The organism is Caldivirga maquilingensis IC-167 (genome assembly GCF_000018305.1).
Classification (GTDB): Archaea; Thermoproteota; Thermoprotei; order Thermoproteales; family Thermocladiaceae; genus Caldivirga; species Caldivirga maquilingensis.
Genome location: NC_009954.1, coordinates 1,356,594 through 1,382,287 on the forward strand (window position 1 = coordinate 1,356,594; position 25,694 = coordinate 1,382,287).

A 25,694-nucleotide genomic window follows, 5' to 3' on the forward strand; every position below is an offset into this window, starting at 1 on the left:
ATAGGCCGGGGTGGCCGAGCTTGGTCCAAGGCGCGGGACTGGAGATCCCGTCCCCGCAAGGGGGCCCGGGTTCAAATCCCGGCCCCGGCATCATGTTTAGGTCTTTGCTGTAGCTATTAATTATGGTTAACACGGCTTCAATACAGTGATTATACGTGAATAAGGTTAATCTCATGCATGTAAACATGCCTCCCAAGTACCTGCTCTGGTTCAGTCTAGGATTCACTAGGCTAGTATTACCCTAATAGTCAGTAAATAAGTGGGATTGTAAAGTGTTGTGCAGTAAGGTTTATAAGTAGGTAGCCGGCTTGGTGATTGTATAGTTCCTTACCAATAAACGTAATGGTGATCTCTATGAACCAGCGATACCTAGCCCTAGCAGCCCTAGCGTCGGCTCTGTGGGGAGTATCATACACCTTAACCTATCTGGCCCTGCGGACAATGGATGCTGCATCATTAATTGTAATTAGTTACGTATTCTCAATACTCATAATTCTCTTAATCACTAGACTTAAGATTAATGCTGAATCAATTATCAAGGGTGTAATTCTATCGCCAGTGAACTTTGCTTTAACGTACATATACGTTAAGGTATCTGGGGATTGGGGAGGCTTTGCTGCCTTAATAAGTGGTGCATATGTATTACCTCTGATGCTGCTAAACTATGTTAAAAATGGTGACCTTCAATTAAGGTACTTGATCTCAAGCCTACTTATGTTAACAACCCTATATTTCATCGGCGGATTTAGTGGTGTAACAATTTATGCTGTTGCAGTCATGTTACTTAACCTGGCCTATATGTTAATGCTAAGCCTATTCCATAATTATGAGGAATATAGCTTAATCCTAGGCCAGTCCATAGGTACTTTACTACTCTCAATCATAATGGTTAAGGGGATTACACTAACGGTGAGTAGTGTCTACTATGGATTAACACTAGCCCTGGTTAACAATACCATACCCTATGTACTCTATGCACTAACGGTTAAGAGGATTGGTGCAGTTGAGACTTCATTAACCATGGGTATTGAGGTTATGACTGCAGTATTATCTATGTCACCCATATCTAGGGTTCAGGTAAACCCATTTCCCGTAGTGTTACTAGTACTGGCATTCATGGTGCTTTTCATGGATCTAAGGCCGGTTAATGAAGATGAGGAGGTAGTCATATATAAATCAATAGGGTGCATTATTAGTAATGAAGGATCCGAGACCTACCATGGTTCTTCAATAATCTTTAAAACCCCTAAGCCACCTCAATGCATTTAAACTTAGGGTATTAAGCATGCGTGATTCTTAACTCGATTTTTAACCCAGCGTTATTAAGACCTATGGATCTATTAAAATGAATTTTCAAGCCTACATTTCTCACCTGGGGTTAGTAATGAATACTGTAGCATTAACGCTAGATAAGTTGAATTAACTAGAAGTACGTTGCTAAGTAATGTGACTTTAACTCATTAATTATTTAATTGGGTTAAGCATTATGGTGCGTGAATTGGAGTCATTAATTTACTGTAGCGATTGCTTCCTTATCATTCTTGTTATTGCTGCTTAATTGCATTATTCTACGCATGGGGACCATGTTTTGACCCAGTACGCATAGGCCCCATAGTGCGTTTATTAACGGTGAGTAAACGTTTAGGCTTGCGTACACTATACCAACTAGGTTACCCACAAGTAGCTTCCCCTTCTCAACCTCATGTATCCCAAATATTGTTAAAAGTAATGGAACTACGTAGCTGTAGGCTAGTGATGAGGACCAGTAGGTTCTATCGAAGAATATTTGCCTAGTCATACCCTTATACCATTTATTTAAGGCATCCCTTATTTGACCTGGTTCAGCGTTACCCTTAAAGTACTCATCAATTAGATGAATAACCTCACTGTAGGATCCCCTCTCCACCTGTCTCGCCTCCTCAACACCCTTTATGTATGGTTCCATTATTAGGAGCGAGAACGGTGTTGCGGCGATAGCCATGGCGCCAATGACCGAGCTTAGTTGAAATATTGTCGCCAGTGACACGGCTGTTGTCAATATGTTGGGTGTGAACGTAGTGTACATGCCTCCAATATTCCACATTACAAAGTCAACATCACTAGCCAACCTACCAACCATGTCATTTACGTTAACCGAGTTCCTGGAGCCGTTTAACTCCATTATGATCCCATTCTTAATATTGACAATAGCCTTAGTTACAGTATTCCAAAAGGGCCTAAACAACCACTCAGTGGCTGCATATATTATTGTAGTTGCTAGTATCATTAATATTGCATTCATTATACCGCTCTCCCTAATGCTTAATGAACCCCCTGACGCTGAACCCTCCAGTGAATTAACTAGACTGGTTAAGGCGAGAGGCATTAGTGAACCTGATGCAATGGCCCTAAGCACGAAGGCTATTAGAGCAATGATAAATCCGGCGTTAATCTCCCATGAGTACAGGTATCTTCTGTAAAACTTCCAGGTTAAGTCAAGTACCTCAATTATCTTCAGTTTCATAATCTAAGCCCACTTTATAAGCATTTAAATACCTTGAGGTTAACCTGTGTTTAAAAGCGGGATTAAGCTTTTAAAAGTAATGCCTACGTGTTCAGTATGGTTACTAGGTCTATTGAGGAATTAGGCGCAAGGTTAGTGTTCGTAATCGCCAGTTCATTCCGAAACATAACGCCACTCAACTGGGATACGGTTGGTGATGGGAGGTTTAAGCTAAGTGTTAATGCAGGTAATTCAAGTGAATTAATCGTTATTGGTTATAGGGGTAGTGCTTTAGTTAGGCTTAATGGTAAGCCTTACTTTGAACTGGATGGGTACCATAAGGCCATTCCCCTACCCAGTGGTTCACATACCGTGGAGGCTGAATTCACACCCTACGCAGCATTCGGTGAATTAGTGGGTATTAATGCCGGTAAACCCTACCTGGTTACTAGGGATTACTCAGCGTTGAGGTTTTGGGCGTATGCCTCAAGCACCCTTGAATTAGCCAGGATTATTAATGATGATGCAGTTAAGGTGGAGTTACTTAAGGCCTTAACGGAGGCCTTCAGGAAGATTCCCTTCACAAGCGTCTCAAGGGAGCAGTTAATACTTGCAGCTGAACTATACGGTATGCCTTGGAGTGAGAGAATTAACCAAACCATAACCCAGGACTTAGACTACGTTTTCACTGAGGCAAGTGGCGGTAACTTCGATGAGGCCCTTAATGTTTTAAGGGGCCGGCTTAATGCCCTTTTACCTAAGTTCGGTAAGGGTGGTTTACTCACTGGTCTTGCCCACGCCCATATTGATACCGCCTGGTTGTGGAATTTTGATGAGACTAGGCGTAAGGTTCTCAGGACCTTCGCCACCGTTGTCTCATTAATGAGGAGGTTTAACTTCACTTACATGCAGAGTGCAGCCCTATACTACCAGTGGCTTCTTGAGGATGATCCGGAATTATTCAATGAGGTTAAGAGACTTGTTAATGAGGGTAGGTGGATTCTCGGCGCCGGTTGGGTTGAGGCTGATGCTAATGTGCTTAGTGGTGAATCATGGGCTAGGCAAATGCTTTATAGTCAAAGATTCTACATGAGGCACTTCGGCAGGGTGGCTGAAGTACTATGGCTACCGGACACCTTTGGATTCAATCAAACGTTACCGCAAATAGCGAGGTTAAGTGGGGTAAAGTTATTTGCAACGCATAAAGTGTACTGGAATGATACAAATAAGTTCCCATACAATGTCTTTAATTGGGTTGGACCAGATGGAGATAAGTTACCTGCAGTAACCTTCGGTAACGGTAGGGGTGGTTACAATAGTGACTTCACAGTGGCCAGTGTCCTTGAGCAGTGGAGGAATTGGGTTGATAAGGATTACCCAATGCTATACAGCTACGGTTACGGTGACGGTGGCGGTGGACCAACAGTGGAGATGCTGCTTAGGGCTGAGGCCATTAATGAATTACCAATACTACCTAAGGTTGATTTAGTAACCGGCATATCCAAGTACCTTGATGCTAAACCAATCAATGAGTGGAGGGGTGAATTATACTTAGAAACCCATAGAGGCACATTAACCTCCCACTCCAAGATGAAGCTCCTTAATAGGAAGTGCGAGATTGCCTTAAGGGAGGCTGAGCTCTGGAGTGCATTAGCAGGCACCTATGATGCGGTTAAATTCAGTGAACTCTGGAAGACTCTACTCAAGGATCAATTCCACGATGTGTTACCGGGATCAGCAATAAGGGAAGTTTACCAGAAGGTTGTTTACCAGGAGTTAGAGCAGGTGATAAAGGAGGCTAATGAAATAGCCGTGGAGGCGGCTAGGAGGATTGCAGGTGAAGGTGAAGCCCTATTAGCCTTCAATTCACTACCATGGGATAGGGTTGACTACGTGGTTGTTAATGAACCAGTTGAGGGTGGTCAAAGGATTGATGAAGGGTACTTGATCAGGGTTAAGGTACCCAGTGTGGGTTACGCCACGGTTAGGCATATTGAACCCAGTGAACCAGTGAGGATTACTGAGGATTCTGATGGATACGTTATGGAGAATAGGTTAATTAAGGTTAGGCTTAGTAAGAATGGTAGACTCCTCAGCGTGATTGATAAGGGGAGTGGTAGGGAGTTACTAAGGGAGCCCAGTAATGTACTGGTGGCTTACGAGAATATGCCTGGTTGGAGTGATGCATGGGATATTGAGAAGGGTTATGAGGAAACCAGCTTCACCCTAAACGCCTCAGAGTCCAGTGTTGAATCAAGGGGCCCATTAATGGCTTCAGTTAAGTTTAAGTATGACTTTAGGCGTAGTAGCATTATTCAGGAGGTTAGGCTCTACGCAGACTCAAAGAGGCTCGACTTCAAGACAACCATTAAGCTTATTGACAGGGAGTTACTGTATAAGGCCTGGTTCCACTTCGACTTAAACACTGATGAAGCCTACTTCGATGCACCATACACACCCATTAAGAGACCCACCGTCACTAACACCTCATGGGATTTAGCCCGCTTCGAGGTTCCAATGCATAAGTGGGTTAGCCTCAGTGAATGCTGCTTCGGTGCGGCGCTCCTTAATGACGGTAAGTACGCCGTTAGCGTTAAGGGCTCCAGTGTAGGTGTTACACTCGCCAAGACCCCAATATTCCCAGACCCCTCCACTGACCTTGAGGAGGTTACCTTCACGTATAGTTTAATGCCTCATGGAGGCGACTTAATTGAGGTTCATAGAGCCGCCTGGGAGCTTAACGCACCAATGCTGGTTATTAAGGGTAGGCCAGGTGAGGCTAGCTTAATTAGGCTTAGGCCAAGTAACCTAACGCTTGAGGCAGTGAAGGTGAGTGAGGATGATTCAAAGGCCTTGGTGATTAGGGTGAGTGAGTTAATTAATGGTAGGGGTATTGGTGAATTAGAGTTACCGTTTAAGCCCAGTGAGGCCTATGAGACTAACCTAATAGAAACCACTAGAAGCAGTGATGGCATTGAGGTTACTGGGAGCATTGTGAGGTTTAGGTATGGGAATAGGCAGGTGAAGTCAATTATAGTTAAGTGGTGAGGCAGGCTTCAATACTCATTAATATTGAGTGAAGCCTCTCATCACCACCATACTTCACTAACCAATCCACCTCCTCACTTAACTTATTGTTAATAACCATGAGGACCTTGCCCCTTAATTCATCAATATTACCCGTGAAAACCAATTGCCTAACCTTACCATTAAACAGCGACTCAATATCATTAACGTGGGAACCAGTGACTTCACTAACAGTATTATTGAAAATCTTCACACAGGGCCACCCTAACCTACTGTACTCCTCATATAGTTGAATTGGGTCACGCCTAATCACCATAACCAAGTCCACGTAGCCGGGGTCCACTAGCTCATAGGCAATGGACTCTAGGGCGCAGTTGACGCCGCAGTTTAAGATAGACTTATTAACCAAGTCCGCTGCACAGTCCTTATCAGTGATGTCAAATGACTGGTAATCCTCATTCCACTTAACGCAACCACTACCCAGTAGTAGGTCTGATGCATTAATTACCTTATACCCTAATTCAGACAGTATTCCTAGGATTGTTGACTTACCTGACTTAGCAACACCAGTAACAAGAATCTTCACTTAAACCTCCTCCTCAAGCACTATTGGTGCCTGGGACATGTAGGGTATGTAGACTCCCTTTAATGGACCCTTAACCACAACCCCCATGCCGCTCTCTATTGTGAATTCGTAGACCGCTGGTTGAATAGGCTGCCACCTCATCTTCCTAATGAATAAGTACCTCTTAAAACCATCATTAGTCCTAGCTAACCCAAGTATGAAAACCCCTGTGGCAAGGAACTCCTCGACACCATACCTAGATATGGCCCTTGAACCAGCGGGAACCTCAGTGGTTATTAATGACGTGGCTTGGATCTTCCTCTCAATGCCCATAACCAATTCCCTAATATACTCCCTAAGTACCTGTACATCCTTCTCCATGGCAACTAACGGAGCAATGGGATCTATGACCAGTCTCTTAGCGCCAATTGAGGCTGCGTACTCTGCAATGGATTCAACCATCATTCTAGCAACCACTGATGGATCCTTCTCCCTAATGGTATCTAGTATATCCATTTCAGGAACCAGTACCCTGAAGAAGCCGGTCCTAGTTAATGCATTAATATCCCAGCCAAACCTCAATGCGCCATTAACGAATTGTTCATAAGTCTCATCAACTGAAACATATATTCCAGGTTCCCCAAGCCTATAACCATTGATTAGGAATGATAGTGAGAATAGGGTCTTACCTACCCCGGTCTCCCCGGTAACCAGGTAGGTTCTACCTCTAATCAAGCCACCGCCAATAACCTCATCCAGCCCTGGTATCCCTGTTGGTTCAATATCGTAATACAGCATTAAGGCTAATCCACCCTGGTGGATATTTAAATGTTGCATTGTATTGAGGCTGTTGTTTCGTTTGGTGTAATGGTTGGGGATAGGCATTATTAAGGGGTTTATTAGATAATTACTGGCGCGATAGGTTTATAAAACATTAGGGTAACCCGAACGTTTATGATGCAGGAGGGGAAGGGTAAAGATAGGGCCACTATACTTGGATTAACATCAATCGGTCATTTTATTAATGATGGTAATACATGGTTAATACCAGGTATAATACTACCAGTACTTAGTGAAATGGGTGTTAACTACGCTGTAATAGGCTTATTATCAGCATTATACTCAGCTATATCCGCATTAGCAAGTCCATTAGTGCCGTTAAGCATTAAGTGGCTTGGCGGTCATATGAAGGCAATGGCCCTCGGCATGTTCCTATGGGCGTTCGCAATCGGCCTATCGTCAATCGGCTTCCTAATCCATGATCTACCCTTAGTTTATGTAGGTGTAGTGTTAGCTGGAGTTGGTGCAGCTTACTATCACCCAATTGGTAGTGCGCTACTATCCGCCACATACGGTGGAACAGCTGGTTCAGCATTAGGGGTAAATGGTGCATTCGGTAGCCTCGGTAGAACGCTTTACCCATTAATAGGTTCATTACTCATATTCGCGGGATCCGTTAGTGAGGCTTATAATCTGTGGGTGTTGGCCTTTATTACGTTTATTGTTGGGCTTTCAGTACTACTCTATGGTGTATATAGGTTTGATGTCCATGCCTATGGGAAAAGCACCAGTAGGAGTGATCCATCCAGTAATTCCATGACGCTTAAAGTATCTGTAATGTTGATAATCCTACTCTTCATAATCACATTACTAAGAAACACAGCGGGTCAAGGTGTTCAGACGTTCCTCGGCATATACATAAATAAGGTGCTTGGCATTAAACTGAGTGTAACGTATGGGGAGGTTCTTTCAATGATCCTAGCCTCAGCTATAGTTGGACAGCCGGTACTCGGTTGGTTAAGTGATAAGGTGGGTAGGAGGTTTATGGCTTCGCTCTCAACCTTCGCATTCGCCGTACTCTTCATTATTTTCATATATACGGGTAATTTAATTGCAGTGTTCTTAGCAATGCTCTTCGTCTTCAGTAATTTCCCATTAATAATGGCGGTGCTTGGTGACTTATTCCCAAGGGAGCAGGTTAGTTGGGCTACTTCAATAATATGGAATGGTGCAGTGACTGGAGGTAATGTGCTTGGTTCTCTAATAACTGGTTTACTTGCTCAATACTATGAACCAATATACGGTGAGGTTGGTGCCCTTGAGCATGCATTACTCATAGTGCTTATACTAGCCTTCATATCCAGTGCCCTTTGGGTAGTTGTACCTAAACCACCGAAGAGGAGTAGGATTCCGCTTTTCGGTTAATCCTTAGATTCCTTAAATTCCTTAAGCTCCTCATTAAATACACCGCTGAATACATTAAATGCCTCATCATCGTAAAGACATATTATTATCAACCTGACACTCCTCAATCCAGGTGCCTCACGCCTTATGGCTTTGGCCATTATCCTAGCGGCCTCATCATAGGGGCAACCGAAGACCCCTGTACTAATGGCTGGGAATGCTATACTCACGATATTCAATTCCTCAGCCTTCCTCAATGAGTTAACTACAGCATCATTAAGCTTCTCAATAGGTTCAATGCCGCATCTTGGGCCAACGGTGTGAATAATGTACCTTGCCTTCAACCTACCAGCCCCAGTGACCGCAACACCACCAACTGGTACTGGGCCATGCTTCTTAACCCACTCCCTCGACTCCTCCTGAATCATCCAACCACCCCTCCTAACAATTGCCCCAGCTACACCGCCACCGTGTTCAAGGTACGGGTTAGCGGCATTAACTATGGCATCAACCTCAAGGGTAGTAATATCCCCCTTCATTAACTCAACAACCACACCATTAGGGAACTTAAACCTAGGCATTAGGATGCTTCAGTGAGTTGACTTAAATGCATTACAATTTATTCATGGTAGTGGTATTAATATTGCAGTAGTGTTGGCTTAAGGGTTTAAGTCTTCAGTATAATCCCATTCCCTAAGGCGTGGGAGGTGTTGCTTCAATAAGCCTCCTGAATGAAATCAAGTATTCTTACTCCTGGATTCTACTCCTCCTTTTAGTGTCCCTAGCCTTGGATACGTTCTTAATTATGCTTTGCATTATCTTATCCATAGCCTCCCTAATGGCGCTCACCGGATCCCTATCCTCGGCTGTGGCTGTGTGGAGTTCCTTATCATCCTTAAGCCTCACAGTGACCTCATACCTCTTCCCAGAGTCCCTGGCCCTTATGTCAACCTTAAAATCAACCACATTAACCAGCTTACTAATCTTCTCTAAGTGATTATTAATCACCTTCTCTATTAATGGTTTAGCATCATTATTAATCTCTATCCTAGCTTGAATAGGGAGGATTATTTTCTTAGAGTCCATGTAGGCCTTAAGCACGTCACTGCCTGATAATACACCAACAACCCCGCCATCATCCGTTACTATTAAGCCTGTAACACCCTTACTGACCATCAAATCCACGGCCTTGGTTAATGGCTTATCGGAACCTATGGAGTAAACCTGAGTAGTCATTATACTACTCACTGGCGCGGCCAGGAACTCCTCTTCGCCCGAGAAGTCACCCCTCCTAGATCTCCTGGGCATTGATACGTAGTATATTTTCTCAATTAAGTCTGTTAACGACACCACCCCAACTAGCCTATTACCATCAACCACAGGTAACCTACTAATACCGTGCTTGATCATTAGCCACCTAGCCTTAGCAACATTATCGCTCGGGGTTATTGTTAGGACTGGCTTAGTCATGTAATCCCCAACCTTAGCGTTAGCCGGTAATTGATCCTTTATGGCTGTGAGTAATCTGCTCCTAGTTAATATGCCGATTAACTTACCATTATTATCAATAACAGGGTACTCCCTAAGCCTAGTTTCGTAGAACTTCCTAACAACATTATCAATATCACTGTTGAGGCTTATTGAGTGGGGTGGAAGCATTACTGAGGATGCCCTTGACCCGAGAGGAGCCTTCCTCCTTAGTAAATCCCTGTAATCTATTACACCAATTAGTTTACTTGAATCATTAACCACGGGTGCGGTGTGAATCCTCAACTCCCTCATCTTGGGTATTATTGAGGATAACCTGTCCTTAGCATTAACCACCACTGGTGACTCTTGAATAAGTTCACTCAACATTAAGTTATAATCCATGTTAGGTCTTAAAAAAGTTATGCCTATAATTACCACATCCACACCTCGTCTAATCCATCATTGGTAACTTTACTCATTCACACTTCAATGAAACCTATTAAGGCGGGGAACTTTAGTAGTAAAGCTTATAAGTAGGATTATTAGTAGGGTTTGTTGATATGATGGGACGAGCATGAGGTACAAGGAACGCTACCTAGTGCTTGCCGATGGTAGTGTTTACAGGGGTTACGCCTTTGGTGCGGATTCAGAAACCGTGGGTGAAGTCGTGTTCACCACGGCTAATGTAGGTTACCCAGAGTCCTTAACCGACCCATCCTATAAGGGTCAAATACTGGTTTTCACAAGCCCATTAATAGGTAATTACGGGGTTTCAAAGGAACAGTGGGAGAGTGACTCAATTCAAGTCAACGGCGTCGTGATCTTTGACTTAACTAAACCAAGCCACTACACATCAATAATGAGCCTCGATGAGTGGCTTAGGAACCAGGATGTTCCAGGTATTTTCAGGGTTGATACCAGGGCATTAACAATAAGGCTTAGGGAGCAGGGGGTCATAATGGGTGCTATAGTTGATGACCCAGGGAGAGGCATGAGTATGATTAATGAGGCCCCATCCTACGATTCAATAAACTTCGTTAAACTGGTCTCACCTCAAAGCCCAATCACCTATGGGGGTGAGGACCCATGCATAGGCATTATTGACTGCGGTGTTAAGCTAGGTATAGTTAGGGAATTGGTTAGTAGGGGTGTTGAGGTTATTCGCTACCCATGCCTAATGTGGAGGAGGGCGCTTGATGAGTGTGATGGCGTGTTAATAAGTAATGGCCCAGGTAACCCCATGCTTTTAACCGAATTAACAAGCCTAGTGGATGATGTTGTTAAGGATCGTAAACCAACACTCGGCATATGCTTGGGTCATCAAGTGGTGGCCCTTGGAATGGGGGCTAGGTTATTTAAAATGAGGTACGGGCATAGGGCTATTAATAAACCCGTCCTCGACTTGGTTAGGAATAGGGTGTATGTAACAACGCATAATCACGGCTACGCAGTGGATCCATCAACACTAAGCGGTACTGGGCTTAAGGTTTGGGCCATTCAGCCTGATGATGGTACAGTGGAGGGTCTTTACCATGAGAAGTTACCAATATTAACAACCCAATTCCACCCTGAGGCTAGACCAGGCCCAGTGGATACTAGGTGGATTTTCGATAAGTTCATTAGTGTTGTTAAGGGTGAATCAGGTTGGATGTGAGGAGTGTCTTAATAATTGGTAGTGGGGCAATTAAGGTTGCTGAGGCTGCTGAATTCGATTACTCAGGTATACAGGCATTGAAGGCATTTAGGGAGGAGGGTATTAGGACTATTCTAGTTAACCCAAATGTAGCCACTGTCCAAACAACCAATGTATTCGCCGATAGGGTTTACTTCACCCCCATTAAGACTCAGTTCCTTGAGAAGGTTATTGAACAGGAGAGACCTGACGCAATTGCCTGCGGCTTCGGGGGTCAAACAGCGTTATCAGCCTGCATAAACCTTAATGATGCAGGGGTGTTGAGTAAGTATGGTGTAAAGGTACTGGGTACCCCGATAGAGGGTATTAGAAGTGCATTAAGTAGGGACTTATTCAAGAATCTAATGTTAAGTAAAGGCCTACCTGTACTTAAGTCAGTAACAGCACACGGCATTAATGAGGCGTTAAGGGGGGCTGAGGAGATTGGGTACCCAGTGCTGGTTAGGGTTTCATTCAACTTAGGTGGTGCAGGTGCATTTGTGGCTAGGAGTAGTGAGGAGTTGGTGAGTAGGATGCATAAGGCGCTTGCTCAAAGTGAAATCAAGGAGGTTCTGATAGAGAAGTACATTGGTGGGTGGAAGGAGATTGAGTTCGAGGTGATGAGGGACTCCCACGGTGACTCAGTGGCTGTGGTGTGTATGGAGAACATTGACCCAATGGGTATTCACACAGGGGACTCAGTTGTAGTGGCGCCGTGCTTAACGTTAACTAATGATGAGTACCAAAGGTCAAGGTACATTTCAATTAAAGTGGCTGAATCCATTGGGCTAGTGGGTGAATGCAATGTACAGGTAGCCATTGATAATAAGGGCCCTGAAATGTACGTGGTTGAAACTAACCCAAGGATGAGTAGGTCAAGTGCCCTAGCCAGTAAAGCCTCAGGATACCCTCTAGCCTACATAGCGGCTAAACTGGCTTTAGGCTATAGGTTAAGTGAACTCCTCAATAAGGTAACCGGTAGAACAATAACAGCCTTTGAACCAAGCCTAGACTACATTGTGGTTAAGATACCTAGGTGGGAGAACGATAGGTTCAATGTTAATGAGTCACTTGGCCCAGAGATGATGAGTATAGGTGAGGTAATGGGTATTGGCAGGACCCTTGAGGAGGCTTGGCAGAAGGCAGTGAGGATGCTGGATATTGGTGAACCAGGCCTAGTGGGTGGACGCATATACAATGAGTCAACCCTTGAGGAGGCTGTTAAGATGGTTAAGGAGAGGAAGCCTTACTGGTTCCTATACGCCGCTAGGCTTCTTAAGGATGGTTACAGTATTGATGATATTTCAGAATGGACTGGGGTTGATAGATTCTTCATAAATGCAATTAAGAATGTAGTGGATACCTATGAATTAATCAAGAGGGGTGGTGAATTACCGGTTAGTGAGGTTTACGCCCTAGGCTTCAGTGAGGAGCAACTTAGGGGTATTGGGGCGTATTTAAGTCAAGGTGTTGTTAAGGTTGTTAAGCAGATAGATACCCTTGCCGGTGAATGGCCTGCATCAACCAACTACCTATACTTAACCAGTGGTGGTCAATTCGATGATAATACTGGACCCAGTGTTGATGCATTAGTTATTGGTGCAGGCGTATTCAGGATTGGTGTTAGCGTTGAGTTCGATTGGTCAGTGGTTAATACTGTGCTTGGCCTTAGGGAGTTGGGTTACAGGGTTGGTGTAGTTAATTACAACCCTGAAACAGTTAGCACCGACTGGGACTTCGCAGATAAATTATTCTTCGAGGAGTTAACACCTGAGGCGCTTAGATGGATTATAATTAAGGAGAACCCTAAGTTAGTGGTATTATGGGCTGGTGGACAGATTGGGCAAAGGCTATACAGTAAGGCGCGCACATGGATAGGTGACTCTAGGATACTTGGCACTGATCCAAGTTCCATTGACTTAGCTGAGGATAGGGTTAAGTTCTCTAAGCTACTTGATAAGCTTAACGTGGCTCAACCACCATGGGCTTACGCAAGCAGTATGGGTGAGTTAATCAACCTGGTGGAGAGGTGGCTTGATTACCCAGTAATAGTGAGGCCCAGTTATGTTCTCGGTGGAACATACATGGGTGTGGCTAGGAATAGGAGTGAGTTAACCAGCTTTGTTGAGAAGGCTGCTAAAATAAGCCCAGAACACCCAGTGTTAGTGTCAAAGTTTTTAAAGGGCGGTGTTGAGGCTGAGACTGACGGTGTCAGTGATGGTAAGGGAACCATACTAATCCCCATAGAACACGTTGAACCACCCGGTGTACACTCCGGGGATAGTACAATGGTCCTTGTACCCAATGGGTCAAGTTATAGGTTAAGTAATGGGCAAGTTAATGAAATGGCTAAGGTAACTCATTTAATAGCCTCAGAATTAGGTGTTAAGGGTCCATTAAATGTTCAATTCATAATAAGTGATAAGGTCTACGTAATTGAGGCTAACATTAGGTCAAGTAGATCAATGCCCCTCAGCAGTAAGGCCACTGGAATTAACCTAGCTAAACTAGCCTTAAGAGCAGCAATAAGTGGACTTGGTATAGAGGGTTATAGGTTAATTAAGCCTAGGGAATGGTGGGTTAAGTCGGCTCAATTCTCATGGTCAAGGATAAGGGGCGCATACCCAAGGCTTGGCCCAGTCATGTATAGTACGGGGGAGGTTGCTTCAAGTGGAGTCACCCTGGAGGAGGCTCTCCTTAAATCATGGTTATCCACAGTACCATCAAGAATACCGAGTAATAACGCCCTAGTCTACACTTACGATGAGGATCACGTTAAGAACATTGAGGAAGCCAGGAGGCTACTTAGCCAGTATTTAAACATAATTGAAGTGGAGAAGGCGCATGAATTACTGAAGCTTGGTAAAGTCGATATCCTGGTTACTGGAGGATCCACCGAGGATAAGGATTACGTAACCCGTAGACTGGCTGCAGACACATCCACCCCACTCATCTTAGACTCAACACTAGGGCTTGAGTTGGCTAGGGCGTTTAAATGGTATTGGAGTGGTGGTGAATTAAACGTTAAGCCATGGGGTGGTGAATCAAGTATAGGTGACCTTAAGTGGAGTTAACCATAACCTACGATTACTTAAGAGAGGAGGAGGTGGAGTTAATTAAGGCATTTAATGAACTCGGCGTTAACGTTAATACGCTGCAATCCACGAAACCACTCCACGTTAAGGAGCTTAATGGAGTCTTCCTAGTGAGGAACCTTAACCATAGGACTGCAATAACCATGGCCGGTATAATTGAGAACACTGGTGGTGTATCAATAAACAGGTACCTGACCCTCTCATTAACGTGGAATAAGGCCATTACGACTGCACTACTTAAGAGAATAGGCCTACCCGTCCCAGACACCTACGTTGTATTTGAGCCTATTATTGATGGTGTAGCCGGTGGTGGGCGTATTATTAAGCCTGCCTCAGGTTCATGGGGTAGGTTAACGGCCATTGTAAGTGATGGTGAAGCTAAGCTACTGATAAAGCATGCTAAGGATCACTTACCCGTGCTTCTTCAAGAGAGGATTGGTGACGGTAGTGACTTAAGGATCTTCGTAATTAATGGTTCAGTGGTTGCATCAATGATGAGGAAGCCCCCTCAGGGTGATTGGAGGAGTAATGTAGCTAGGGGTGGGTTGGCTATGCCCATTAAGGTTAATGAGGAATTAGAGGAGTATGCAATTAAGGCCACTGAGGCTGTGGGTGCATTCTATGCTGGTGTTGATGTTTTAATAGGTAGGGATGGCTACTATATAAGTGAGATTAACGGCATCCCTGAATTTAAGGCAATAAGCAAGGTCAGTGGTGTTAGGGTTAGTTTTAAGCTGGCTGAGGCTGTCAGTGAGTGGATTAAGAGATGATTAACCTAGCCACCTCCTCAGCTATTTCACCGGCAACATTAATCCCAGTAACCCTTTGAACATTCTTGAATTCAGGCACACCATTAACCTCAAGAACAAGGTAACCCCTATCAGACTCAACAACATCCACACCTGAGTACACTGAACCAGTAGCCTTACTGGCCTTAACTGAAATATCCTCAAGCTCAGGGTCAATCTTAACAGGGGCTGCTGAACCACCCCTTGCAGTGTTGGTTCTCCAATCATCACTATACCTATAGATTGCGGCCACTGCCCTATCACCAACAACAGTAACCCTAATGTCCCGCTTAGGCTTCCTAACATACTCCTGACCCAGTAATACATCATCACTGTAACTCCTAATTATTAAACCAGCTTCCCTGGCAGTGTTGGCTAAGGCAACTAACCTACCCCATGAACCATCAGTTGGCTTTATTATTAACGGTGCCCCAAGTTCACTTAAAGCCCCCTCCTCATGATCCAGTAGGAGCATTGACCTCGGTACCGGTACACCAGCTTTAATCAACCTAACTAGGGTGAGGAACTTATCGTGCGTTATGTATAGGCTGTTGAATGGGTTAATTGACCCAAGCCCTAGTTCCTGGTAGGTGAATGATAATGGCAAAACCTTACTCCTACCAGCCACCCTAATTAACCCGAATGCATTAATGCTAGTATTACTAATATTAATGGATTCAGCCCTAATAGGCCTAACGCTTAATCCTCGCTTACCCAGCTCATTAATAAGAAGCTTCTCCTCCAGTCTAATTATGTCGTAGAGGATGTGGACTTCAATAGAAATCACCTATTCACCGTAATCCTCAACATCCCCCTTAAACTCCTCGAGTTCAAGCTTATCCTTACTAATCTTCACAATGTACTTTGTACCGCATGTTGGGCAACTGGTTAACTCACCATCCATTATATCCTCAGGTAGGTCGAACTCGGTTCCACATACTTTACAGGTTGCTTTAAGCGCCTGCATAGTTACCCGTGTTTTCCACGTGTTTATAAATTTTTCTATATAAGTAAAAGAAAGCATGCACACTATGCAAAGTATGTTGACGTCAAACATCCATGTATAAACCCGTGAAGGTTTACTCAACCACGGTTCCTAATCCATTGAGCGCGGATCGTATTGGCTTATCCCTCAGGCCATTGGCTATTATCGTCCTAACACCCAGTTCAGTGAGCTTAAGGGCTGTCTCAAGCTTCCTCCTCATACCTCCTGTGGTGTATTGGAGTATTTCCTGGGCATTGGCCTTAGTGACCTTATCAATGGGCTTACCGTTAACCAATACTCCATCAACATTAGTTAATATTACTAATTCCTTAACATTCATTGATATTGCTATGTTTTCAGCTATTTGATCGCCATCAACGTTAAGCATAAGTCCCTCTTGGGATAAGGCTATTGGACTCACCACAACTACGTCTGAGTTACTCAGCATTAGGTTCATGATGTTAACGTTAACCCCAGTCACCCTGCCACTGAATCCCCCATCAATAACCCTAGTCCTCCCCCTCTCATCAATAATCATTACCCTCTCCTTCCTCTTAGCCGTAACCAACCCTAAGTCAACCCCACTTAGGCCTATTGCCCTAATTCCCCTTGCATTAAGCTTACTCACTATTAGCTTGTTAATGAGCATCATGGTCATTACGTAAGCCTTAAGGGTCTCCTCATCAGTGTACCTGCTGGTGTATCCATTGGGGTGCTTCAGTATAACTGGCTTAACACCCATCCTCTCCATTACGCTATTAACCATGCAGCCACCACCGTGAATAAGCACGGTGCCTGGTTCAACATCATTAGTAACGTTATCCAAGCCTCCACCGCATATTACTGAACCACCAAGTTTAACAAGTATCATTTATTAATCACCTAAACTGGGTATGGTGTAATGAACCTAAGCCCCTCGTCTTCAGGGAATCCTTGATTAATGTTGAATGATTGAATAGCTTGCCCAGCTGCTCCTCTAATTAAGTTATCTATGGCTGAGAAGACCACGACACGGTTGAGTCTTTGATCCAGTTCAAACCCAACATCAACCATATTCGTCCCCACAACATACTTAACGCTGGGGTAGTGGGCTAAACCCGCCTTATCCTTAACTATGCGTATGAACCTCTCGTTACCGTACATTCCCCTATAGGCCCTCCATAAGTCTGGTTCACTAATACTGCCGCTTAACCTAGCATGCCCAGTTACGAAAATCCCCCTAACCATGTCAACCGCATGCGGAGTGAAGGCGACATTAACCTGACTCCCGGCTAATAGGCTTAACTCCTGCTCTATCTCGGCTGTGTGCCTATGGCCAACAGGTTGATAGGGCCTAACAACATGAGTCCTATGCCAATGGTAATCAAGCACAGTCCCCTCAGCTCCAGCGCCGCTGCTGGCTATCTTAGCGTCAACCACTATGAAGTCATTGTTAATTAAATGCCCCTTAACCAGAGGCGCCAGTGAAACTATTGAGGCTGTAGCCATGCATCCAGGCACTGCAATAACCTTAGTAGCCTTAATCTCATCCCTATGTAGTTCAGGTAGACCGTAGGCGGCGGCCTTAAGTAAATCAGGGTATGGGTGTGGTTGAGGCCAGTGATACCACTTAACGTAGTCATCAGGGTTCTTTAACCTAAAGTCTGCGCTTAGGTCTATTGCCAATAGGCCGCTTTCAACCAGTTTAGGTACCCATTTAACTGATTCACCGTGGGGTAGGGCTAGGAAGACCACGTCTGATTCACTCTTAAGTACCGCATCAATACTGGGTTGAGTGAACTTCAGGTTAATGAACCCCCTGAGGTTTGGGTGCACCCTGTATATGAATTCACCTGCGAATCTTCTTGAGGTTGCGCAGACGACTTCAACATTATTATGACCAAGCAGCAGCCTAAGTAATTCACCGCCTATAACGCCACTGGCACCTATTATGCAGGCTCTACGTATCGTCCCTTCAATACAAACTCACCGAAGCCTATATAGGTTCAGTCTTTATAAACTTAACGACCATCTTAAGCTAAATTGATTAAAATGAGTCAACACCCGCTGCGGCAGTTTTATTAAGCCTTACCCCTATAGCCCACAGTACAGGAGGAAGTGGGGAGTATGGTTGAGGTTAAGGACCTGTATAAAGAGAGGGTTAACGTTGCTGTAGAGCTTTGGGATAAGGTGCTTAGGGGGGAGGTGGTATCAAGGGGTGAGTTAATTAACCTACTAACTAAGTACTATGATGAACACGATATTGAGCCGTTTAGGGGATTAAGTAAGATTGATATTTACGATAAGGAGTTAGCCACAGTGTATGTTGTTGGGGTTTATGGAATGGGGCTTGTGACTCAACGTGAGGTTAAGGATAACTACGGTTCAATATTTAAAGTGGAGTTAATTTCAGATGAGGCCTACGGTATAATTAAGAATTACAATGGTGAGGAGTCTAAATTAGCCTTAAGGAACCTAATAGAGGATAATCAAGCCCTCGGTGACTCACTGGAGGAGAAGGTTTTCAGGGTGTATAGGCTGGTGTACACTGGGGCTGTCCTAGGCTTCATGCCTGAGGACGATATTTCAAGAACCTACAGGGTTCTCTACGAGGTATTTGAACCACTTAGGCAGAGGCTTGTTAACTATGTTAAATTCTACATAGCCACTAAGATAGCTGAGGGCATTGCCATAGGCCGCTTCAGCAACCAGAATGAGGTTAGGATTGAGAAGTACGCCTACTGCATAAGGCTAGGCTTAGAGAAGTGTGCGCCGAATAATAGGCTCATTCATGAGATAGCCCTATCAGTATACAAGGTACCACCCAATGTTGTTAATAGGCTTGTACCATTGGTTAAGAGATCATCCAAGTCCTCCCTTATCCCTAAGGCTTATTAAACCAGTTTCAATACTTTTTTGAATCTAAGTGAGGGGGTTAGTTTGAAATCTAGGAGGTTAATGATAATTGAGTTGGCTAGGAGTGATGAGGTCTTATCTAGGCTACTGGCTGATAATGGGCACCAGGTCATATACGCTAATGTTGAGAATGGGGAGAGGGTGGAGCCAAGCCTTGATGTTGATTACGTGAAGCCAAGTGAGCTAGCTAATGCACTTAAGGCAATGGGCATAAGTAGGCTTTACGAATACCAGTATAAGGCATACCTCAGCATAACTGGGGGGAGGAACACAATAATAACGTCAGGTACTGGAACAGGTAAGACTGAGGCGTTCCTAATACCCATAATCGCCAGGGCCCTTAACCACAGGAGGGAGGTCATCATCTACCCAACCAAGGCCTTAGCCAGGGATCAGGAATCCAGGTTCAGGGCCTTAGCTGAGCCACTGGGGTTAAGGGTAACCACGTATGATGCTGATTCCCCATCAGAGGTTAGGAGGGGGGTTTACGATGGTGAGTACTCCCTGGTTTTAACTAACCCAGACATGTTGAATACGGCTATGATTCATGTCCCAGCCTTCAGGAGGTTTATGGCAACTGTGGATTACGTCACAATAGATGAGATCCATGTCTATAATGGGGTACTGGGATCACACATGCATTACTTAATTAAAAGGATTAGGCACCTCAACCCGGGGGTTAAGTTCGCTGCAGCATCAGCAACAATAGGTAACCCAACCCAGTACTTCAGTAACCTAGTGGGCTCTGAGGTTACTCACATTGAGGGTATTAGGGGGGTGAGGGGGGAGTTGGTTCACGTAATGCTTAGGCCAATTAGGAGGGGGAAGCTCCAGGAGGTTACTAACCTGGTTAAGCTGTGTATTGAATTAGGTAGGAAGTGCATAGTCTTCGCTGATAGCCACTGGATGGTGGAGGTTATTAAGAGGATGATTAACTCCATGGGCCTTGGCGGTAAGGTGGCTGTACATAGGGCTGGGTTAAGGCCTGATGAGAGGAGGAGGGTTGAGGACTCCTTCAAATCCGGTGAACTACAAGCGGTATTAGCCACACCCACACTGGAACTGGGTATCGACATTGGTGACGCTGACTTCGCAGTAATGGCCACTAACCCACCCAGCTTCATAAAGTACCTTCAAAGAGCTGGGAGGGTTGGCAGGAGGGGTCAGAGGGCTTATGTTATTCAGGTGCTTGGGGATGACCCAATGAGCACCTACTACGCCAACCACCCTGAGGAATTCTACAATAGGTCACCTGAACCAATGTTCATGGAGCCTAACAATGATGAGGTTGCTGTAAGGCACCTACTAGCAATGATTAGGGAATCAGCGGTTAAGTTAAGTGAACTCGACGATTATTTAAGGGGACTCGTAAGTGGATTGGTTAATGAAGGGTTAGTATCCATTAGGGGTGATAGGGTTTTCCTAACAGAGGATGGGTTAAGGGTCATTAATTCATTCAACGTGATTAGGGGGAATGGGGATGTTGTGGTGATTAGGCGTAAGGGAGGTGGGTTAATTGGGTATAGGGAGATGCCCATGGCTATTAAGGAACTTCACCCAGGGGCAATATACATGCACGGTGGCTTAACCTATAGGGTTCTTGAACTAGATGTGAGGCATAGGAGAGCCATAGTGGTTCCTGAGGATTCAAGTGAATTAATCACTAAGGCGCTGTATAACAGTAACCCCACTGTGGTCAATGTTATTGAGGAGTCAAGTTACAAGGGTATTCCAATAAGGTACGCTGTACTTGATATTGAGGAGGAGGTGTATGGATACGTGGTTAAGAGGATGAGCAGTAATGAGACCCTTGGTGAATATAGGTTAAGTGAACCAATAAGGTATAGGTTCAGGACTAAGGGCATAATACTCAACATGCCTCCAGTAAACTTCTCAGCAGTGGAGTTAAGGGACTTAGTGGAGAAGGGTAAGGCCTACCACGCCACTGAACACGTATTAATATCGGCTGGTGAAGTTGTCGCCAACGCGGCGCCAACAGACATGGGTGGTATATCATATCCAACAGGCCACATTGTAATATATGACTCATACCCAGGGGGCTCCGGGGTTACTAAGCTAGTAATGGAGAGGATTGATAAGGTTATTGACATAGCCTACAGCATTGTAACCTCATGTAATTGTAGGGATGGTTGCCCAAGATGCGTATACTCACCCTACTGTGGTAATAATAATAGGATGTTGTCACGCTTAAACGCAATAAGGGTTCTTGAAGCCGCCTTAAGGGGGGAGAGGGGTATTGATGAGCCCCCGCCCTTTGAGGGTTCAATACCATGAGGAACTTCCCCTAAATAATTGAGCCATACCGAGGATAAGGTTAAATAGTGGTCGAATACCTAACGCTAATGAAGGCGGTAACAGTTATTCCCAGTGTCCCGGAGTCCTTAAGATTAAGAGATGTTGATAAGCCTAAACCTAATCATGGTCAAGTACTACTTAAGCCGATTAGGGTTGGGATATGTGGTACAGATAAGGAGATTATTGAAGGCAAGTACGGTAAGGCACCACCGGGTAGTCAATACCTGATACTTGGTCATGAGGCGTTAGCGGTCGTGGAGGAGCTTGGGGATGGTGTGGATAATGTGGCTGTGGGCGATGTCGTGGTACCAACGGTTAGGAGACCCCTTGACTGCAACCTACCCGTTGACTACTGTCCAATGGGGCATTACGTGGAGCATGGTATATGGGGGCTTCATGGGCATGCAGCCGAATACTCAGTAACAGACGCCAAGTACCTTGTTAAGGTACCCAAGGAGTTAATTGATGTGGCCGTATTAACAGAGCCATTAAGCGTAGTTGAGAAGGGTATTGATGTGGCGCTTAGCGTAGGTGGTTCAAGGTTCGAGTGGAGGCCTAGGAGTGCGTTAATACTTGGGGCTGGGCCAATAGGCCTACTCTCAACAATGGTTCTTAGATTAATGGGCCTATTAACAACCACCGTAGCCACTAGGCCTCCTGATAGTCTTAAGGCTAGGTTGGTTAGGGAATTGGGGGGAGTTTACGTGGATTCTGCATTAAGCAGCATAGAGGGTGTCTTTGACCTAGTGGTGGAGGCAACAGGATCCCCCCAGGTCATGGTGGATGGTTTAAGGCACCTAGCCCCTAATGGAGTAATGGTGCTCCTCGGGGTTTACCCACCTGGTGGGGTTATTAATGACTTAGGTAATGTGTTAACGGACTCAGTCCTTAATAATAAGGTTTTAGTTGGATCAGTGAATGCTGGTGTTAAGCACTTTGAATTAGGCTTAAGGCATATGGCTGAGGCTAAGGGTAGGTTTGGTGACTGGCTTAGTAGATTAATCACGAAGAGGGCTACCCTTGATAATTACCAGGAAGCCTACTCCTGGACCCATGACGACATTAAGACCGTCCTTGAAATAAACCCACTTAATTAAGGGAGGCAATAATACTAATTAAGCATGCATGAAGCAGAATCAGGATGCTGCATTAACCTCCTCAGCCAGCTTCTCCTCAGGCTTAATTGAAGCCATCTTATCCATCACACTCCTTATAACGTTCATTAATTCAGCATCACTCTTAACTTCATCAAGATTCATGCAGTTGGTTAATATGTCCTTAAATAATTGAGTCGTTAAATCACTCTTCAACGTACTTATCGCCCTCCTATACTCTGAAAGGAAGTCCCCTGTTAGGAAGTTAACAACATCATTAACACTCTTGAACCCACCCTCAGCGTTCCTAAGTTCATTAACTATCGTCTCAATGGAGTAGAGTATGTTCGCATCATTCTCCTTAAACCCAGCTATCAACTTTGAGTAAGCCTTATTAACGCAGTACCTAACGAACTTGTACGTTAATGGATGCGGTGCCTGCTGCATAATGCATTCAGGAAACCAGTGTTTATAAACAATTTCGTGAAATTAACACTGCCTCACTTTAACTCAGCGCCGAGTGCTCTCTCATGGGTTATCTTTAGGTACGTTATGAGTTTATCCCTCAACGGCCCATTAATCAATTCATCAATCAACTCCCTAGTACCGGTGCATTTCAGAGCTGACGTTAACCTGTATGGGTATCCCAAGTCTCTTAAGGATTCCTCAACAACCTTAACCTCCTCCTCAGTGGCTAAGTCAACCTTATTGATTACGGCAATTATGTCGGCTTTAAAGCTTTGACTAATCTCCTTAAGTAGGTTTAATTGCTGATTAAGCGCATAGCCACTATGCTGGGTTGGGTCAATCATGAACACTATTGAGTCCGCTAAGTGCCTTAACGCTAAAATAGCTTGAAGCTCAATCCTATTCCTCTCACTAAGCGGTCTATCCAGTAACCCTGGGGTATCAATAACCTGGACAGCGTACATGCCGTATACCTTAACGTGGCCTATTATGATTTGTTTAGTTGTGAATGGGTAATCGGCTATTTCAGGCTTCTTCGTTGAGACGCAGGCCACTAGGCTACTCTTACCGGTATTGGGCATTCCTGAGATGACTATTGTGGGCTTCTCAACGCTTACGGATGGTAGCCTACTAATCTTAATCGCAGCCTCCTTCAATGTCCTTAACTCTGGTTCTAAATCATTTATTAGGTCAATTATTCTTGATAAATACATTCTCCTAGCCTTAATTATCTCATCCTTATCCTGAGCGTACTTAATCATCCTTAACGCGTCCCTACTTATACTACTCACCGCCTTACTTGAATTAATGAGTTTACCCAGTGAATGCTTATAATCATCAATATTAATTATAATGCCTATCAACTCCCTGTAGAAGGGGTGTAGATCATTCATGAAAGGCATGTTATATACAATACCCCTAAATAAGCTGAGCAACCAGCCTGAAGTCCCCTTAACCCTAGCCACCTCAAGTCTCCTCAACCTTTCAATACCGGGAAGTGAGGTCGGTGACTTAGCTTCCATTGACCTATACTTACTAATGAACTGCCTAACAGCCTCCTCTGCATTGGGAATGTATGGTAACGTTGACTTGAAGTTCACGTGAACGTTACTAAACCACCTATTAATAAACCGTCCGCCTCCTAGTTTGCCTCCTAGTTAAAGTTTAAAACGCCTCAGTGGAGGGAAGTGAAGGTGTACTGTAATGTCTGATCAACTCGAATTAATGACTGGAACCACGGTTGGTATAAAAGCTAAGGATGGTGTTGTCCTGGCAGCTGAGAAGAGGGTTTCATACGGCTTCTACCTAATGAGTAAGTCAGGTAAGAAGGTTTACCCAATAACTAATAGGATTGGGTTAGCCTCATCAGGTATTTTAGCTGATATTCAAACAATAACTAAGGTAATTAGGGCTAATATAGCTAACATGGAGATAGAAATGAAGAGGCCTGTCTCAGTTAGGGCAGCCGCCAAGTTACTGAGCATAATGCTGTTTCAAAACAAGTACATGCCCTACATAGCTGAAACCATGGTTGGTGGTATTGATGAGGAGGGGCCTAAATTATTCATACTTGACTCATGGGGTTCATTAATTGAGGATGACTTCGCGGCTCTAGGTAATGGCGCTAGAACAGCCATAGGCCTAATAGAGACAGGTTACTCAAGCAGTATAACTGTTAAGGAGGCTAAGGAGTTAGCCATAAAGGCGATTAAGGAGGCTATTGCAAGGGACCCAACCTCAGGGGATGGTATAGATACCTTAGTAATAACCGGCAACGGCTACTTAGAGGATTCAATTAAGCTTTAGTGAATTACACAGGATCCTAAAGTGGCTGCGTAATGCTTGTTGACTCCCACACCCACTTATATGAATTCAACAGTGATGAGTTAAGGAGTTTCAGTGAAATAGTTCTTGTCTCCGTGGCTGAGGATGTTGAATCATCAATGCTTGTCCTTAAATTAACAGAGGAATTCAGTAATGTTAATCCATGCATTGGTATACATCCATGGAACGTTAATAAAGTACCCTTCAGTGACGTCAATGTTATTGAGAATTTAGTGAAGAATAATGATGTTAGGTGTCTTGGGGAGGTTGGTTTGGATCTTAAGTTTGTACCAGATACCATTGATAAGCAGAGGAGGTTCTTCAATGAGTTCCTAAGGATGGCTAGGGAATACGACCTAGTCCTCAACATCCACTCCCCTAACGCATGGGGGGAGGTGTTTGAAATGCTCATTAAGGCCGATGTAAATAGGGTAATGTTCCACTGGTACACTGGGCCTCTTGACTTAATAAGTGACTTAACGGAACAGGGCTACTACATATCGATTAACGCGGCCATTAAGATTCAGGAGAAGTCCAGGAAGGTTGCTGAGGCTGTGCCGCTTCGCTTCATGCTTACTGAAAGCGATGGCCCATATGAGTATAGGGGAATTAAGTTAACACCACTCATGATTAAGGATACCGTTAATGAAATCGCTAAGGTAAGGGGGGTGGATGCGGAGACTATTGAGGACTCAGTCTACTTCAACTACACGAAGTTATTCAAGTAAATTACCTAACTTACTTAAAGCCTTTTATAATAATGTGAACTCCTCATGGTTAGTTTAAGTATTGCGGAAATTTAATTAAGAGGTAATACTCATCTTCCACT

At 44.4% G+C, this 25,694-nt stretch carries 22 protein-coding genes and 1 tRNA gene; 12 read left to right on the forward strand and 11 right to left on the reverse strand.

Annotated elements, in window-relative coordinates:
* The first annotated feature begins 4 nt into the window (after nt 1-4).
* Both CMAQ_RS06605 and CMAQ_RS06610 read left to right on the forward strand, forming a co-directional pair.
* Nucleotides 5-90: transfer RNA gene (locus CMAQ_RS06605), tRNA-Ser, on the forward strand.
* Between the two features lie 264 nt (nt 91-354).
* The gene (locus tag CMAQ_RS06610; protein WP_012186333.1) at nt 355-1,269 is read left to right on the forward strand and encodes a hypothetical protein; all 915 of its coding nucleotides are present in this window, start codon (nt 355-357) and stop codon (nt 1,267-1,269) included.
* A 238-nt stretch (nt 1,270-1,507) separates the two neighbouring features.
* On the opposite strand, the gene CMAQ_RS06615 is transcribed toward CMAQ_RS06610, so the two are convergent.
* Nucleotides 1,508-2,503 carry an ABC transporter ATP-binding protein gene (locus CMAQ_RS06615; protein ID WP_012186334.1) on the reverse strand — a complete coding sequence of 332 codons (996 nt, stop codon included), beginning with the start codon at nt 2,501-2,503 and terminating at the stop codon, nt 1,508-1,510.
* Nucleotides 2,504-2,599: 96 nt separating this feature from the next.
* Between CMAQ_RS06615 and CMAQ_RS06620 the strand changes: the two genes are divergently transcribed.
* Nucleotides 2,600-5,530, forward strand: coding sequence for an alpha-mannosidase (locus tag CMAQ_RS06620; protein ID WP_012186335.1), 2,931 nt, complete (start codon nt 2,600-2,602; stop codon nt 5,528-5,530).
* Here the strand turns inward: CMAQ_RS06620 and CMAQ_RS06625 are convergent.
* Entirely contained in the window at nt 5,520-6,095 is a 576-nt protein-coding gene (locus CMAQ_RS06625) for an adenylate kinase family protein (protein ID WP_012186336.1), read from the reverse strand. The two genes, CMAQ_RS06620 and CMAQ_RS06625, sit on opposite strands and share 11 nt — an antisense overlap.
* Complete coding sequence (locus CMAQ_RS06630) at nt 6,096-6,872, reverse strand: ATPase domain-containing protein (protein WP_048062724.1); 777 nt, start codon at nt 6,870-6,872, stop codon at nt 6,096-6,098.
* A 156-nt stretch (nt 6,873-7,028) separates the two neighbouring features.
* On the opposite strand from CMAQ_RS06630, the gene CMAQ_RS06635 reads away from it, so the two are divergent.
* Entirely contained in the window at nt 7,029-8,279 is a 1,251-nt protein-coding gene (locus tag CMAQ_RS06635) for an MFS transporter (RefSeq protein WP_012186338.1), read from the forward strand.
* Here CMAQ_RS06635 and CMAQ_RS06640 read toward each other — a convergent pair.
* Together CMAQ_RS06640 and CMAQ_RS06645 are read right to left on the reverse strand one after the other, a co-directional pair.
* Complete coding sequence (locus CMAQ_RS06640; protein WP_012186339.1) at nt 8,276-8,839, reverse strand: ADP-ribose-binding protein; 564 nt, start codon at nt 8,837-8,839, stop codon at nt 8,276-8,278. The two genes, CMAQ_RS06635 and CMAQ_RS06640, sit on opposite strands and share 4 nt — an antisense overlap.
* A 166-nt stretch (nt 8,840-9,005) precedes the next feature.
* Complete coding sequence (locus CMAQ_RS06645; protein WP_048063002.1) at nt 9,006-10,115, reverse strand: CBS domain-containing protein; 1,110 nt, start codon at nt 10,113-10,115, stop codon at nt 9,006-9,008.
* Nucleotides 10,116-10,302: 187 nt separating this feature from the next.
* On the opposite strand from CMAQ_RS06645, the gene carA reads away from it, so the two are divergent.
* The 3 genes from carA to CMAQ_RS06660 are packed head-to-tail and all read left to right on the forward strand — an operon-like array spanning nt 10,303 to nt 15,265.
* Nucleotides 10,303-11,382 (forward strand): glutamine-hydrolyzing carbamoyl-phosphate synthase small subunit, encoded by a 1,080-nt coding sequence (carA, locus tag CMAQ_RS06650; RefSeq protein ID WP_012186341.1) that lies wholly within the window; start codon nt 10,303-10,305, stop codon nt 11,380-11,382.
* Entirely contained in the window at nt 11,373-14,474 is a 3,102-nt protein-coding gene (carB, locus tag CMAQ_RS06655; RefSeq protein ID WP_048062725.1) for a carbamoyl-phosphate synthase (glutamine-hydrolyzing) large subunit, read from the forward strand. Before carA ends, carB begins: the two co-directional genes overlap by 10 nt.
* The gene (locus tag CMAQ_RS06660; RefSeq protein WP_012186343.1) at nt 14,465-15,265 is read left to right on the forward strand and encodes an ATP-grasp domain-containing protein; all 801 of its coding nucleotides are present in this window, start codon (nt 14,465-14,467) and stop codon (nt 15,263-15,265) included. Before carB ends, CMAQ_RS06660 begins: the two co-directional genes overlap by 10 nt.
* Here the strand turns inward: CMAQ_RS06660 and lysX are convergent.
* The 4 genes from lysX to argC form a co-directional block, all read right to left on the reverse strand.
* Nucleotides 15,255-16,070: a lysine biosynthesis protein LysX gene (lysX, locus tag CMAQ_RS06665; RefSeq protein ID WP_012186344.1), complete on the reverse strand. Its 816-nt coding sequence runs from the start codon at nt 16,068-16,070 to the stop codon at nt 15,255-15,257. The genes CMAQ_RS06660 and lysX overlap by 11 nt on opposite strands.
* Nucleotides 16,071-16,250: an alpha-aminoadipate/glutamate carrier protein LysW gene (locus CMAQ_RS06670; protein ID WP_048062726.1), complete on the reverse strand. Its 180-nt coding sequence runs from the start codon at nt 16,248-16,250 to the stop codon at nt 16,071-16,073.
* 112 nt (nt 16,251-16,362) lie between these two features.
* Nucleotides 16,363-17,139, reverse strand: coding sequence for a [LysW]-aminoadipate/[LysW]-glutamate kinase (locus CMAQ_RS06675; RefSeq protein ID WP_012186346.1), 777 nt, complete (start codon nt 17,137-17,139; stop codon nt 16,363-16,365).
* Nucleotides 17,140-17,150: 11 nt separating this feature from the next.
* The gene (argC, locus tag CMAQ_RS06680) at nt 17,151-18,215 is read right to left on the reverse strand and encodes an N-acetyl-gamma-glutamyl-phosphate reductase (protein ID WP_012186347.1); all 1,065 of its coding nucleotides are present in this window, start codon (nt 18,213-18,215) and stop codon (nt 17,151-17,153) included.
* 159 nt (nt 18,216-18,374) lie between these two features.
* Here argC and CMAQ_RS06685 point away from each other — a divergent pair, with 159 nt between their 5' ends.
* From CMAQ_RS06685 to CMAQ_RS06695, 3 genes are all read left to right on the forward strand, one after another.
* Complete coding sequence (locus CMAQ_RS06685) at nt 18,375-19,145, forward strand: DUF2192 domain-containing protein (RefSeq protein ID WP_012186348.1); 771 nt, start codon at nt 18,375-18,377, stop codon at nt 19,143-19,145.
* Nucleotides 19,146-19,187: 42 nt separating this feature from the next.
* The gene (locus CMAQ_RS06690; protein ID WP_012186349.1) at nt 19,188-21,458 is read left to right on the forward strand and encodes a DEAD/DEAH box helicase; all 2,271 of its coding nucleotides are present in this window, start codon (nt 19,188-19,190) and stop codon (nt 21,456-21,458) included.
* A gap of 68 nt (nt 21,459-21,526) precedes the next feature.
* Nucleotides 21,527-22,576, forward strand: a complete 1,050-nt coding sequence (locus CMAQ_RS06695) for a glucose 1-dehydrogenase (protein ID WP_048062727.1) — start codon at nt 21,527-21,529, stop codon at nt 22,574-22,576.
* Between the two features lie 39 nt (nt 22,577-22,615).
* Here CMAQ_RS06695 and CMAQ_RS06700 read toward each other — a convergent pair whose 3' ends face one another.
* Both CMAQ_RS06700 and CMAQ_RS06705 read right to left on the reverse strand, forming a co-directional pair.
* Complete coding sequence (locus CMAQ_RS06700; RefSeq protein WP_012186351.1) at nt 22,616-23,020, reverse strand: hypothetical protein; 405 nt, start codon at nt 23,018-23,020, stop codon at nt 22,616-22,618.
* A gap of 53 nt (nt 23,021-23,073) precedes the next feature.
* Complete coding sequence (locus CMAQ_RS06705; RefSeq protein ID WP_012186352.1) at nt 23,074-24,141, reverse strand: NOG1 family protein; 1,068 nt, start codon at nt 24,139-24,141, stop codon at nt 23,074-23,076.
* Nucleotides 24,142-24,244: 103 nt separating this feature from the next.
* Here CMAQ_RS06705 and psmB point away from each other — a divergent pair, with 103 nt between their 5' ends.
* Nucleotides 24,245-24,847 (forward strand): archaeal proteasome endopeptidase complex subunit beta, encoded by a 603-nt coding sequence (gene psmB, locus CMAQ_RS06710; RefSeq protein ID WP_012186353.1) that lies wholly within the window; start codon nt 24,245-24,247, stop codon nt 24,845-24,847.
* Nucleotides 24,848-24,879: 32 nt separating this feature from the next.
* A complete protein-coding gene (locus tag CMAQ_RS06715) occupies nt 24,880-25,593 on the forward strand; it encodes a TatD family hydrolase (RefSeq protein ID WP_012186354.1) in 714 nt (237 codons plus the stop codon).
* Nucleotides 25,594-25,694: the final 101 nt, after the last annotated feature.